This is a genomic window from Roseomonas chloroacetimidivorans (genome assembly GCF_049629625.1).
Lineage (GTDB): Bacteria > Pseudomonadota > Alphaproteobacteria > Acetobacterales > Acetobacteraceae > Roseomonas > Roseomonas chloroacetimidivorans.
The window spans coordinates 23,225-36,526 of sequence record NZ_JBNBZS010000021.1 but is presented as its reverse complement, the minus strand read 5'-3'; the positions used below and the strand labels follow the sequence as shown (position 1 = coordinate 36,526).

At 67.4% G+C, this 13,302-nt stretch carries 11 protein-coding genes and 1 pseudogene; 6 read left to right on the top strand and 6 right to left on the bottom strand.

From position 1 onward, the window contains the following. The first annotated feature begins 13 nt into the window (after positions 1–13). From dnaN to gyrB, 4 genes are all read left to right on the top strand, one after another. Complete coding sequence (gene dnaN, locus ACO1BU_RS17075; RefSeq protein ID WP_424137170.1) at positions 14–1,141, top strand: DNA polymerase III subunit beta; 1,128 nt, start codon at positions 14–16, stop codon at positions 1,139–1,141. Between the two features lie 41 nt (positions 1,142–1,182). Continuing rightward, positions 1,183–1,320 (top strand): hypothetical protein, encoded by a 138-nt coding sequence (locus ACO1BU_RS17070; protein ID WP_424137169.1) that lies wholly within the window; start codon positions 1,183–1,185, stop codon positions 1,318–1,320. Further along, the gene (gene recF, locus ACO1BU_RS17065) at positions 1,317–2,468 is read left to right on the top strand and encodes a DNA replication/repair protein RecF (RefSeq protein WP_424137168.1); all 1,152 of its coding nucleotides are present in this window, start codon (positions 1,317–1,319) and stop codon (positions 2,466–2,468) included. The genes ACO1BU_RS17070 and recF overlap by 4 nt, the downstream gene beginning before the upstream one ends. 158 nt (positions 2,469–2,626) lie before the next feature. Then, positions 2,627–5,083: a DNA topoisomerase (ATP-hydrolyzing) subunit B gene (gene gyrB, locus ACO1BU_RS17060; protein WP_424137167.1), complete on the top strand. Its 2,457-nt coding sequence runs from the start codon at positions 2,627–2,629 to the stop codon at positions 5,081–5,083. 185 nt (positions 5,084–5,268) lie between these two features. On the opposite strand, the gene ACO1BU_RS17055 is transcribed toward gyrB, so the two are convergent. The 3 genes and pseudogenes from ACO1BU_RS17055 to bdcA form a co-directional block, all read right to left on the bottom strand. Continuing rightward, positions 5,269–5,661 carry a DUF4186 domain-containing protein gene (locus ACO1BU_RS17055; RefSeq protein ID WP_424137166.1) on the bottom strand — a complete coding sequence of 131 codons (393 nt, stop codon included), beginning with the start codon at positions 5,659–5,661 and terminating at the stop codon, positions 5,269–5,271. A 486-nt stretch (positions 5,662–6,147) separates the two neighbouring features. Further along, positions 6,148–6,548, bottom strand: a pseudogene (locus ACO1BU_RS17050) (NAD(P)-binding domain-containing protein). Between the two features lie 152 nt (positions 6,549–6,700). Continuing rightward, positions 6,701–7,414 (bottom strand): SDR family oxidoreductase, encoded by a 714-nt coding sequence (bdcA, locus tag ACO1BU_RS17045; RefSeq protein ID WP_424137165.1) that lies wholly within the window; start codon positions 7,412–7,414, stop codon positions 6,701–6,703. Between the two features lie 75 nt (positions 7,415–7,489). Here bdcA and ACO1BU_RS17040 point away from each other — a divergent pair, with 75 nt between their 5' ends. After that, entirely contained in the window at positions 7,490–8,080 is a 591-nt protein-coding gene (locus tag ACO1BU_RS17040) for a TetR/AcrR family transcriptional regulator (protein WP_424137164.1), read from the top strand. Positions 8,081–8,620: 540 nt separating this feature from the next. Beyond that, positions 8,621–9,100 carry a hypothetical protein gene (locus tag ACO1BU_RS17035; protein WP_424137163.1) on the top strand — a complete coding sequence of 160 codons (480 nt, stop codon included), beginning with the start codon at positions 8,621–8,623 and terminating at the stop codon, positions 9,098–9,100. Positions 9,101–9,167: 67 nt separating this feature from the next. On the opposite strand, the gene ACO1BU_RS17030 is transcribed toward ACO1BU_RS17035, so the two are convergent. The 3 genes from ACO1BU_RS17030 to ACO1BU_RS17020 form a co-directional block, all read right to left on the bottom strand. Then, positions 9,168–10,532, bottom strand: a complete 1,365-nt coding sequence (locus tag ACO1BU_RS17030) for a hypothetical protein (protein WP_424137162.1) — start codon at positions 10,530–10,532, stop codon at positions 9,168–9,170. 444 nt (positions 10,533–10,976) lie between these two features. Continuing rightward, a complete protein-coding gene (gene hflX, locus ACO1BU_RS17025; RefSeq protein ID WP_424137239.1) occupies positions 10,977–12,329 on the bottom strand; it encodes a GTPase HflX in 1,353 nt (450 codons plus the stop codon). A gap of 202 nt (positions 12,330–12,531) precedes the next feature. Further along, positions 12,532–13,242 carry a DUF72 domain-containing protein gene (locus ACO1BU_RS17020; protein ID WP_424137238.1) on the bottom strand — a complete coding sequence of 237 codons (711 nt, stop codon included), beginning with the start codon at positions 13,240–13,242 and terminating at the stop codon, positions 12,532–12,534. Positions 13,243–13,302 lie beyond the last annotated feature (60 nt).

The window sequence follows — 13,302 nt, the reverse complement described above, 5'->3', positions numbered from 1 at the left end:
GGGGATGGCGGCGATGAAGTTCACGGTGGACCGGGCGGTGCTCCTGAAGGCCCTCGCCCATGTCCAAAGCGTGGTGGAGCGGCGCAACACCATCCCGATCCTGGCCAATGTGCTGATGGATGCCGGCAAGGATGGGCTTCGCCTGACGGCCACGGATATGGAAATTGCGATCGTTGAGGAGGTCGCGGGGGTAGAGGTCGCGCGCGAGGGCCGCTGCACCGCCCCGGCCGCGACCCTGTTCGAGATCGTCCGCAAATTGCCGGAAGGCGCGACGGTGGAGCTGGATCATCGCGGCGGCGATGCCCCGCTGGCCCTTCGGGCCGGGCGCTACAACACCAGCCTGATGGCATTGCCGGTGGAGGATTTTCCCTCGATGACCGAGGGCAAGCTTCCGCACCGCTTCACCGTGACGGCCGGGCTGTTGCGGGATCTCGTGGACCGCACGCGCTTCGCCATCTCGACTGAAGAGACGCGGTACTACCTCAACGGCATCTATCTGCACGCGACCGAGGGCGAAGGCGGCAAGGTGCTGCGTGCGGTGGCCACCGACGGGCACCGCCTGGCCCGGGTGGAGGAGCCCCTGCCGGAGGGCGCCGAGGGCATGCCGGGCGTCATTGTCCCCCGCAAGACCGTCGCCGAGCTGCGCAAGCTGGCCGAGGAGGCGTCGGAGGAGATCGAGATTCGGCTCTCCGACACGAAGCTGCAGGTCAAGCTCGGCTTCGTGACGCTGACCAGCAAGCTGATCGACGGCACCTTCCCGGATTACGAGCGGGTGATCCCCAAGGGGAACGACCGGGTGATGACGGTGGACAAGGCCGCCTTTGCGGCCGCGGTGGACCGCGTGGCTGCCATCTCCTCCGAACGTTCGCGTCCGGTGAAGCTCTCGCTCGAGAGGAACCGCCTTCTTCTCACCGCCGCCTCCCCGGACCAGGGGCAGGCGCAGGAGGAGCTGGACGACGACACCGTCAGCTACGACGCCGCACCGCTCGAGATCGGCTTCCAGGCCCGCTACCTCAAGGACATCACGGACCAGGTGGACGGGCAGGTGGAGTTCCGCTTCGCGGATGGCTCGGCGCCGACCATCGTGCAGGACGCCTCCAAGCCCGAGGCGCTCTACGTGCTGATGCCGATGCGGGTCTGAACCCGCATCGCTTGATGGGGCGCCCGGAGGCGCCATCTGTGATGCCGTGCGTTGCCGGAGCGCCGGGTGGGCTGATGCCTGGCCTGCGGCCCGGCGCCGCTGCCCGCCCCGCTTATCCGGCCAGCCGCAAGGGCGGGGCCGTGCGGGTGATCCCCTCTTCTGGCACCCCCAAGACGTGACCCCTACCCTTCGCCTCACGCGTCTGCAGCTTCAGGATTTCCGGAATCACGCGCGCGCCGCCCTGCGCTTCTCCTCCGGAACGGTCGTGATCGCGGGGGAAAACGGCTCGGGCAAGACGAACCTGTTGGAGGCAATCAGCCTGCTCGGCCCCGGGCGCGGGCTGCGGGGCGCGAAGAACGCCGATCTGGGCCGCCATGTGGGCGAGGAAAGCCTGCCCTGGGCGGTGTCGGGCCGCTTCGAGGGGCCGGAGGGGGTCTTCGATCTCGGCACCGGGACTGCCCATGACGGGCCGGCGGACAAACGTGCCTTCCGCCTGGATGGGGAGCCGGTGAAAACCCAGGCGGAGCTGGGGCGGCTGGTGGCGGCGGTCTGGCTGACGCCGCAGATGGACCGGCTGTTTCAGGAAGCTGCCTCCGGCCGTCGCCGCTTCTTGGACCGCCTCGTCTGGGCCCTCGACCCGAACCATGCGCGGGAGGTCTCGGCCTACGAAAACGCCATGACCCAACGCAACCGCCTGCTTTCCGAGGGGCGCGAGGGGCGGCGCGTCGAGGCGGCTTGGCTGGACGGGCTTGAGGATGCCATGGCCCGCCACGGGCTGGCGCTGACGGCCGCCCGGCGGTCTCTGATCACCCGGTTGAACGGTGCCCTGGCCGAGGGCGTGGCGGGCGCCTTCCCGGCTGCCCTTTGTGCCCTGGAATGCGAGACGGCGGCGGCGCTGGAGACACGGTCGGCGCTGGAGGTGGAGGATGGGCTGCGCGAGGCCCTGGCCGCCCGCCGCGGGCGCGATGCCGCCGCCGGGATGGCCCTGGGTGGACCGCATCGCTGCGACCTCAGGCTTTCCCACCTTCCCAAGGGGGTGCCGGCCGAACTGTGCTCCACCGGGGAGCAGAAGGCGCTCCTGATCTCGACCGTGCTGGCCCATTCGGCGCTGATCGCATCCAGCCGCGGCTTCGCGCCGCTGCTTCTGCTGGACGAGATCGCGGCCCATCTGGACGCCGTGCGGCGGGAGGCGCTGTTCGCCGCTTTGGCCGCCCTGCCCGCGCAGAGCTTTCTGACAGGGACGGAGCCCGGGGTCTTCGCTTCGCTGCGCGGGGTGGCGGAGACTTTCTCGATCGGGGCGGATGGGATCGTGCCGGAGGCGGCGTAAGATCGCCGAAACTGGCCCTTTTAGCCCTTTTTCCTTTGAAGTCCTTGATCTTCTGGCGCCTCGCCCTGGCTTCGCGCGCGCGGAATCCTTATATTGGCGCCAGATGATTCCGTCTGCCGCGCGACCATCCGCCGCGGCCCGAGAGGTTCCCACACCGCATGTCCGAATCCGCCCGCGCCGCCCATGTCGCCGAGGTTGCCGCTGCCGGCGCCGATGGTGCCTATGACAGCGCCTCCATTACCGTGCTCCGCGGCCTGGAGGCCGTCCGCAAGCGGCCGGGCATGTATATCGGCGACACTGACGACGGCTCGGGCCTGCACCACATGGCCTTCGAGATCATCGACAACGCCGTGGACGAGGCTCAGGCCGGTTTTGCGACCACCTGCACGGTGGTGCTGAACGGCGATGGCAGCGTGACCGTGACCGATGACGGTCGCGGGATTCCGACCGACATCCATGCCGAGGAGGGCGTTTCCGCCGCCGAGGTGGTGCTGACGCGGCTGCATGCCGGCGGCAAGTTCAACCAGAACTCCTACAAGGTCTCCGGCGGTCTGCACGGTGTGGGCGCGGCGGTGGTGAACGCGCTGTCCGAATGGATGCAGGTCCGCATCTGGCGAGGCGGCAAGGAGCACCTGATCCGCTTCGAGTATGGCGAGACGGTGAAGCCGCTGGAGGTTGTCGGCCCGAGCGACCATCCGACCGGCACGGAGGTGACCTTCAAGCCCTCCTCCGAGACCTTCACCAGGATCGAGTTCGAGTTTGCCATATTGGAGAAGCGCCTGCGCGAGCTGGCCTTCCTTAATTCCGGCCTGAAGGTCCATCTGCGCGACGAGCGTCACACCCCCGTGCAGGAGGCCAACTTCCACTTCGAAGGCGGCCTCGTCGCCTTTGTCGAGTGGATGGATGCGGCGGAGGACCCGCTGTTCCGTCCGCCCGTCTCTTTCGCGAGCAAGGAGACCGACGGCATCCGCGTGGAAATGGCGATGTGGTGGAATCGCTCGCCGCGCGAGCGCACCCTCTGCTTCACCAACAACATTCCGCAGCGCGACGGCGGCACGCATCAGGCTGGCTTCCGCCAGGCGCTGACGCGCGTGGTGACGAAGTATGCCGCCGACCTGGCGAAGAGGGAGAAGGTGGAGCTTTCCGGCGAGGACATGCGGGAGGGACTGTCCTGCATTCTCTCGGTGAAGGTGCCGGACCCCAAATTCTCTTCGCAGACCAAGGACAAGCTGGTTTCGTCCGAGGTGCAGCCGGTGGTGCAGATGGCCGTTGCCGATGCGCTGAGCCACTGGTTCGAGACGCATCCGAAAGAGGCGAAGCTCGTCCTGGATCAGGTCGTGCTGTCCGCCGTTGCGCGCCGTGCGGCGCAGATCGCGCGGGAGAAGGTGGGGCGGAAGAACGCGCTCGACATCTCCACCCTGCCGGGCAAGCTGGCGGATTGCCAGGAGAAGGACCCGGCGAAGTCCGAGCTCTTCCTCGTTGAGGGTGATTCCGCAGGTGGCTCCGCCAAGCAGGGCCGCAATCGCGCGAACCAGGCGATCCTGCCGCTGAAAGGCAAGATCCTGAATGTCGAGCGCGCGCGGATGGACAAGATGCTGTCCTCTGCCGAGGTCGGAACGCTGATCACCGCCCTGGGCGCAGGCATTGGAGCGCGCGATCCGGACCGGCCGAATATGCCGTTCTTCGATCCGGACAAGCTGCGCTACCACCGCATCATCATCATGACGGACGCGGATGTGGACGGATCGCATATCCGCACGCTGCTGCTGACCTTCTTCTTCCGGCAGATGCCGGAGCTGATTGAGCGCGGCTATCTCTACATCGCGCAGCCGCCGCTCTATCGCGCCAAGCGCGGCAATGACGAGCGCTACCTGAAGGACGACCGGGCGCTGGAGGAGTATCTCCTCGAGAAGGCGCTGCATGGTGCGCGCATGTCCTTCACCGATGGCCGTGAGCTGGCCGGTGAGGAGTTGCGCGTGGCGGTGGACGATCTGCGCAACGTCTCGCGCCGTATCCGGCGTCTGGCAAACAACATCCCGGCGGAGATCGTGGAGCAGGCTGCCGTGGCCGGAGCCCTGGGCACCGAGCCACATCCGGAGGCCGCGCCGCGTCTGGCTGCCCGGCTGAACGAGCTGGCTGCGCCGACCGAGCGAAGCTGGATGGCGACGCTGAACGGCGATGGCCTGAAGGTCTTCCGTCAGGTGCGTGGCGTGACGGAGAGCCATCATCTGGAACCGGTGGCGCTGCGCTCGGCGGAGGCGCGCTGGCTGGAGGAGCGGCGGGATCGCCTCTCTGCTGATTTCGGTGAGCCGGTGACGCTGCATTTCGAGAGCCAGCAGCAGCAGGTGCGTGGGCCGATGGCGGCGCTGGACCGCATCCTGGCGCAGGGCCGCAAGGGGCTGACCGTGCAGCGCTTCAAGGGGCTGGGCGAGATGAATCCCGAGCAGCTCTGGAAGACGACGCTGGATCCGGAGGCGCGCACTCTGCTCCGCGTCGAGGTGGAGGATGCGGATGATGCTGGCCGCGTCTTCTCGACGCTGATGGGCGATGTGGTGGAACCGCGCCGCGACTTCATCGTCGGGAACGCGCTGAAGGTGGCGAATCTGGACGTGTGATAGTCCGGGGCATGTGGCAAGCCGCAGAGGGGCGCCGAGCCAGCTTGATGTGCTCCGGGCAAGCCGTCCTGACTCCAACGGTTTGCCGAGTTGCAGACTGGACGATGCAGGGCAGCAATAGCTGTTTTCTCGAGCCCAGGGCCTTCATGCAGTCGCGTGGCCCCTCCCGCTCAACCTGATGGTGGCTATGCGTCCCGGAAAGGTAATTCGGCCTGAGCGCCCGCCATGGCAGGCTGGGCGTCCAGCCAGCGTGCCAGCGCCGAGACGACATGTTCCCGCTCTGCCTCTGACAACTCCCGCCCGGCTGGGATGCCGTGCCACTTGGCGAGGCATCCACGGCAGCAGGTGGCGGTGGCGTGCTGCGCTACGAAGACTGGATGCCCGCGCATCGGGGTTTGCTTGCCGTCCCGGACTGGAGTCGCAGGCGCGAGCCGCTTTGCCACGAATCCTTTGGCGTGTGAGAGGACCACGTCTCTCCCGTTTCCGCGCAGGTAATCCGCATCGCGACCGTTGAGCCGGAAGCGCCGCCTGAAGGAGGAACGCGCGAGTTCCTCAAAGACTTGGTCCAGATCCCTCACTTGCCACCTCTCGGCTCGGGCTGATGGCTCCCTGTTACTGGGATGGCAACTTGCTCAAGCCCGGACAGGCGTAGGCGGCCCGAGCGGTTCTATTCCTACGGTGAGCGGATGACGCCGCTGCCCGGGCGCACTGCTGCCCCCGCCCATCGGTCATCCGCCTGGCATCGCCGCGTTCTCGAAAGCAGACGTGACCACTCGGGTGGCATATGGACGAAGTGGGTGGACAACAGAAATAGCCGGCGGACCGCTTTCGCCCCCATATACTTGAGCAAGCGCTCCGAAAACGCGGTTAAGCCGCCGAGCGTCTCTCTCAGGACCGTTCCGGGCGGTGCGGCCTTACCTCTGGACGATGCGCCTTGCGTTAAGGGTTGGCGATGAGGTCCGGCCGGGCCTGACGCTCCTGCTTCCATGCAGGCTGACCGGTGCGGGTGGGCCAGGACTCGATGCCGACAGGGCCAGTCTATCCGGGGAGCTGCGCGGCCTGCCCTAGGCGATGATGCGGGGAGCCTCGATATGCGTAAGAGCCTTCACCACCTTGGATGCGGTAAGCTGCTCCTGGCGTAGTTCGTGCCCGGTCTTTTCGCCGGAATCGAGGATCGGGTAGTTCCTGTCACGCCAAGTCGTGTCGGTCACCACCTTCTCCGCGAGCGCTTCCATGGGCATGTCGTTCGCCAAGCTGAGGGGAACAGCCACGACGACGAAGTTGCCCGCCCTGGCCGCATCTGAGGCGGTCGATGCGCTCGCCGACGGCCCTGGCTCTGCAACGAGCCTGCGCAGCGTGCCAAGTTTCCGCGAATTGCGATGACGACGTCGTAGCCGCTCGCGATGGCGGCGCGCGCGATATGGTTGCCGACTTCGCCCGCGCCGATGATGCCGATCGTTGCCATGGATGGCCGTACTTCAGGGCCTGGATGGCTGACGTAGACGATCCCTTGCCGCTGCTACGGATGTCCGGCAAGGCGAGTCCTCGAAGCCTCGAACTGGGCCGTGAGAACATGGCCGGGGCCGCCTGCGCCCCGGCCGCCCGTGTTCCGCCGGATCAGGCGCCAAAACCGCCGTCGATGGTGTGCATGGCGCCTGTTACGAAGCTCGCCTCCGGCCCCGCGAGCCAGGCCACCATCCCCGCCACGTCCTCGGGCCGCCCGTGGCGCTTGATGGCCATGACGGCGTGCTGGATGTCCTTCATCGGTCCGTCCGCTGGGTTCATGTCGGTGTCGATAGGCCCGGGCTGCACGACGTTTACCGTGATCCCGCGCGGCCCGAAGTCCCTCGCCAGCCCGCGGGCCATGCCCTGTAGCGCCGACTTGCTCATCGCGTAGGCCGACAGGCCCGGGAAGGGGATCCGGTCCCCGTTCACGGAGCCGATCACGATGATCCGCCCGCCCTCCGGCATTCGCCGTGCCGCCTCCACAGCCGCGTGGTAGGGCGCGTTCACGTTGATGCGGATCAGCCGGTCCACCGCGTCCGGATCTTGCTCCAGCGGGTCGCCAAAGGCGCCCACCCCCGCATTCACCACCAGCACGTCCAGCGGCCCGCTCTCCCGCACGCGCGCGATCACCGCATCGCGGTCCGCGCTGTCCGTCAGCACCGCCCTGCTGCCCGTCTCGCCGGCCAGCTGCTCGGCCGCCTCGCGCGATCCGGCATAGGTGAAGGTCACCGCCGCCCCTTCCCCGGCGAAGCGGCGCACGATCGCTGCCCCAATTCCCCGGCTACCGCCAAGAACCAGAACGGACTTACCCTGAAAACCGGCCATGAGGCCCTCCTTGAGGTCTAACCTAGTGATCGCTACATAAACCCTCCGAAGGCCCCGTCAAGGCATTTTGTATCGATGACTACAAATACACCGCGCCCCCGCGGCCGCCCCCGCCGCTTCGACCCCGAGCAGGCCGTTGCCACCGCGCAGCGCCTCTTTCACGCCCGTGGCTACGACGCCGTCAGCGTCGCCGACCTTACCGAGGCGCTGGGCATCAACCCGCCCAGCTTCTACGCCGCCTTCGGCAGCAAGGCCGGCCTCTATGCGCGCGTTCTCGGCCGCTACACCGGTATCAAGGGCGTCCCCCTGAGCGACATCCTGCGTCCTGGGCGCCCCGTGGCCGAAGCCCTCGCCGAAGTGCTCGAGGAAGCCGCTCGCCGCTACGCCGCCGACCCTGCCGCCGCCGGCTGCCTTGTTATTGAGGGCGCCCGCTGCAACGACCCGGAGGCGCGGGAGGCCGCCCGCGCCCTCACCACCGCCGCCGAGGATACCATCCGCCGCTTCGTCGCGGCCACCCACCCGGAGGCGGCCGGGCGCCTGGCTGATTATGTGGTGACCGTGATGACCGGTCTCTCCACCATGGCCCGCGAGGGTCACGGCCTGGATCGCCTGCTTGCCACAGCCCGCCTTGCCAGCCTGGTCCTCGCGCAGGCGCTCCGCGCCTGAGCGCCTCGCTGAGCGACGCTTCGTCCGTCGTGCGAGAGATGATTATCGGGCCGCATCATGAACCAGCCTCGCGTGAACCCCGCAAGGTAAGGCGAGAGAAGCGAAAAACTCGAAGCGGCGCCTGGGGCACCTGTTGGATCAGAAGGGGCCGCTTAGAACCGAGGCAAACCTGCTTCCGGCCGGGAAGCAGTCAAGCCCAGCTTGTCTCGTGACAGCTGCCATCCATAGATGGTCTGCCCGGATGCGGACGCGCCGCTATCGGCCAGCTTCGCCCATTCGGCTTAGGCGTCCAGTCCGGACATGCAGATCGCGCAGTAGCCTTCGCAGAAGCGGAGGTGGACCCCTGCCGCCAGGTAGGCGGGACGGGTGGCAAGCTCGCCTGTCTTCTGTCTCCACGGTCGGGCAGGGCTGCATCTGGCACTGGCGAAGCCCGCCCGGTGCATTTGGCCGAGATGATCACGTTTTTGTGAATATTTGGTTGAGAGGGATAAGCCCGGAAGGCTAAACGCTGACGTGCAACGCACCCGGGGGGCTCTCACCGTGACCACCATTGCCTGGGACGGCCGCCTCATGGCCGCCGACCGCCGCATCTCGATGGGCACGACAACCTATTCGTCGACCAAGATCCGTCGGACGGCAGACGGGCGCCTCATCGGTGCGACCGGGGACTGGCCGGTGGCCTCCGTTGTCCTCGATTGGCTGGAGCATGGCGGCCCCCGTCCGGACTGCCAGTCGAGCGACCGCTGGTGCACCGCGCTCGAAGTGATGCCGGACGGCAAGTGCTGGCTGCACCAGCGCGACGGCAAGTGGCCCGTCGAGGACGCTTTCACGTCGATCGGCTCGGGCCGGGAATATGCCTTGGCGGTGATGGCGGTTGGCATGGGTGCGGAGAAGGCCGTCGAGGTGGCCGCCCGCTTCGATCCTGGCACCGGCAACGGCATCGACGCGCTGGAGATCACTCCTGCCGCGGCTGCAGCTGTGCTGGTCGAGGTTCAGGCCGGGACGGCGCTGGCTGCCTGAACGGGTGAGGGTGGCCGCCTCGGCCGCACTGGAACGGATGCCCGCCGCGCCCATTCTGGCGGCTTGGCTACCGGCCCGGCGCATCCCTGACCAGCCGCACGAAGGTTCCGATGAGCCTCGGCATTTCCACGGCCTTGGCTGGCATCCGGTCCGCCGGAAGGGTCATGCTCTCCAGGAACCGGCCCCGCTCGGTGTAGAGCGATAGTTCCAGCCCATCGCCGACGACTTCCAGACGGCAGACAACCTCCTCATCCCTCGCATCACGCCTGGCTCTGGCGACGAGATCCACGATCTCCTCGAGGCCGCGGGTCTGCGCTCCGGCCTCGTCCAGGAAGTCCGCGATCTCGGCGTCCACCTCGGACGGCGAAACCAGGGCCAGTGGCACGCAGCCCCCGCTCGCCTCAAAGACCGCGCCGCGCCAGCTATCGAACAGGGCGGCAAGGCGGGCCTCCTCCGGCGTCTGGCCTTCATCATCCCCATTCGTGGCGAAAAGATCGTCTTGTGCAGCGATGTCGTCCCAGACAGGGATATCCCAGTCGATCTGCAGGCCGACGAGCACGCCGAAGCCGTCCCTCACCAGCTCGTCTACGTCGCCCGGTGGCAGGTCGCGGAGCTCGGAACCGGCGACCATGTCCAGGAGCACGCGCCGGAGGGTGCTTGGCGAGAGGCTCGCGAGGGTCTCCGGTGAGCGCCAACCTGCCAGGAAGCGGATCTCGAGCGTATCCGCCAGGGCTCCGGACGCGACCAGCCCGTCGCCGATCGCGGCCGCACTAGGCAATTGCTGCTGGGGGAGAGCCACGGGAAGGGCGACCAACTCGGCCCATCCGGAGGGCCCGACGGCGTCACCTGCCGCCACCGACTGCAGGGCCTTGGCGAGTTCGTCCGCGTTCTGGTCCCCATGGCGCTCGGCGGCCTTCCGGATCGCGAGATCAAGAACATCGTCCCGTCCGGCCGATAGAAGATCCTGGGCAAGAGCCTCAACTTCGTCATCCTCCCCCGCGACGAAGGCGGCAAGCAGCCGGTCGGCGACGGGGCTGGGCGATCTCTCAAAGCGGGGTGCCGAGTGAGGTGAACCCGCGGGCTTGAGGCCGAGCAGCTTGAGGGCGGCCTCACCCCTGAGCAGGCGGCCGCGATCGATCCAGGCGCGACGGTTCTCCGGTGTGTCCGTCCTCCCCTGCATCCAGCGCCGGAAGGCTGCCCTGTCTGCCCGCTGCACAAAGACCTCGACACCCTGGCCGATCATCTCGGCCGCGACGGCCCGGTTCACCGCCTGGACGGTCTCGATGTCGGTTTCGCCAGGCCGCAATGTGTCGAGCGTCTCGAGGTCGGAGTAATGCGTGAGGAGCACGGCATCGAGGTTTCCCGCGACGTCACGCGCCAGCTCCGCTGCTGCCGCTACCGCCTCGTCCCTTTGGTCTTTTACATGAGGCATGACGGGTGTCCTGAATTCAGGTGGGTTATGCCTCCCGCAACTCCTACCCTCAATCCGGCGGCAGCGTGCCGATGGCACCCTCCTCGATCAGGACGAGGCCGCCTGTGTTTCAACGCCGGCAGAATTCCACCCCCTGGCACGGCCGAAACCATTGTGTTTGTTTAAAAAATGGATGGCATATTGGGGCCCCGATCGGGCCCCACTTCTTGACCAAGTTTCGCAGCAGAATCGGGGGCGTGCCGCCAAGCTCGGGGGCTGGTTGGATGCTTATCGACAGCCTGGGGCTCCCCTCGCTCAAAACAGGGTGCCCCCGCCAGAAGCCGAATTCTCGACAGAAGCGGCCAAGAAGAGATCTTTGGCCTGCAATCGGTGGCGGTTGCTGCCGGTGGTTCCAGACGCCGTAGTCATATCGAAGGGCTGCTGGATGCTGCCCGCATCCGAGCCTCAGAGCGCGGCAAGACTCCGCCGCAGCCGCGCGATGGCACCAGGCAGGCCGCGCACCTTCAGCACCCGGCCAGCCTCGTCATACTCCTCGGACAGGACACGCGCGCTTTCATACACCTCGCCGATCAGCCCCTGCTTCGCATAGGGCAGCACCAGCACATCCTCGACCATCTCCGCCTCGAAGAAGGCGATGATGGTGTCCCGCAACGCGCTGACATCCTCGGGCGCATGGGCGGAGAGCAGGATGGCGTCCGGATGCTTCTCGACCAGGGCGGCGCGCCTCGCGTCGTCCACCCGGTCCATCTTGTTCAGCACAAGGCGGGACGGCACGGCATCCGCCCCGATCTCGCGCAGTACGCTGCGGCTCACCTCCAACTGCGCCTCATAGGTCGGGTCCGACGCGTCGACCACGAAGAGCAGCAGCGAGGCTTCCAACGCCTCCGTCAGGGTGGAGCGGAACGAGGCGACGAGGTCGTGCGGCAGCTGCTTGATGAAGCCAACCGTGTCCGAGATGAGCACGCGCGGCCGGGTTTCCGGCTGCAGGATGCGGACCGTGGTGTCCAGGGTGGCGAACAGCTTGTCCTCCACCAACACCTGACTGCCGGTGAGAGCCCGCATCAGGGAGGATTTACCGGCATTGGTGTAGCCAACCAGCGCCACCCGTAGCTGGTCCCGCCGAGCGGAGCGGCGGTGGTCGCTGTCGCGCTGCACGGCGTCCAGCTGTTCCTTCAGCTCCGCAAGCCGGTCGCGGATCTTGCGGCGGTCGAGGTCGAGGGTGCTTTCGCCCGCGCCGGGACCCTGCCGGCGTTCGCCGCCGCCCGAGGACTCCCGCAGGCGGGGCGCCACGTATTTCAGGCGCGCCATCTCCACCTGGAGCTTCGCCTCGCGGGTATTGGCGTGGCGATGGAAGATTTCGACGATGACGCCGGTGCGATCGAGCACCTGGGCGCCCGTGGCGCGTTCCAGGTTGCGGATCTGGCTGGGCGAGAGCTCGTGATCGACGATCACGAATTCGGGCCTGCGGGCCGCGTCGTCCTCCGGCTCCGCCATGGGCGCTGTCTCGGCGGCGCCGTCAAAGCGCTGCCGCGCCTTGGATCTGGACGGCGGTGCCATCGAGCCAACCTGGCCGGTGCCGCCCGTGAGCGCCGCCAATTCGGCCAGCTTGCCGCTTCCCAGGAGCGACGCTGCACCGGTGCCCTCACGCCGCTGTGAAACAGTACCCACTACCTCATAGCCCAGCGTTTTCACCAAGCGTCCCAGCTCCTCGAGGCTGGCTTGGTGCGCGACGTCATCGACCTCCGGCATCTGGATGCCGACAAGGATGGCGCGGGGGATGGGGGGCTTGGTCTCCATGGCGGTGACGTAGCACGGATCGAGCCGGGGCCCGAAAATCATACCTGTTCGGGCGAACCCGCCACTGCGTGAAGAGGCGCATCATCCCCGCCCGCTCTGATCCCGATTGCCTGATCCAGGGCAAGCACGGCTGGGCGCGGCGCTCTTCCCTCGTGGTCTGCTGGCTTGCAATCTGCGGCGACGTGCTTTGCAAACACCCCACTCAACCTAGTTGCCGCAGCAGGTCCAGCGCCTGTCCAGTTGCCTCGCCGAGGGCGGTATTGTCGAAGATGCACCAGCAGTCTTCAGCTTCCGCCGAGGCGGCGCGCAGGCGCCCGGCTGTGGCTTCGACCTCCTCGGGGGAGTAGGCGGAGTAGTAGACCTTCGGAGAGCCGTGCAGGCGGATGTAGAGGAGGCCCGGCCAGCCTCCCGGCTGCGCGGCTTGCGGCACAACGGCCGGATCGGCGGCGACCCGTGCCACCTGGTATTTGGTGAGCAGCGCCTCGGCGGCCTCGCTGAACCACGTCTCGTGGCGCGGCTCGCAGGCGAGTTGCCCATCGAACCGCTCTCGGAAGTCGCCGAAGAACCGTACGGCCGCAGCGTGGTCATAGCGCAGGCTGGGAGGAAGCTGCACCAGCAGGGGTCCGAGCGCGGCACCGAGCGCCCTTACCTCTCCGAGGAAGCGGTCTAGTGGCTCGGCCGCGTCCACGAGCCGCCGGGTGTGCGTGATCTCACGGGGCAGCTTGGCCGAGAAGCGGAAGCCCGAAGGCACGCTGGCGGCCCAGCGCTCGTAGGTGGCTGGACGATGCGGACGATAGAAGGACGAATTGATCTCCACAGCCGGTAGGCAGCGGGCGTAGCGCTCCAGATGGCTACCCTCTCCAGGGAAGGCCCCGGCATGCTGCTTCGGGATGCTCCAACCAGCCGTGCCGATAAAGTAGAGCCGCAGTAGGTGCCTCCGTCCCTTGATGCATCGAGCTAACGTCCTGCGTGC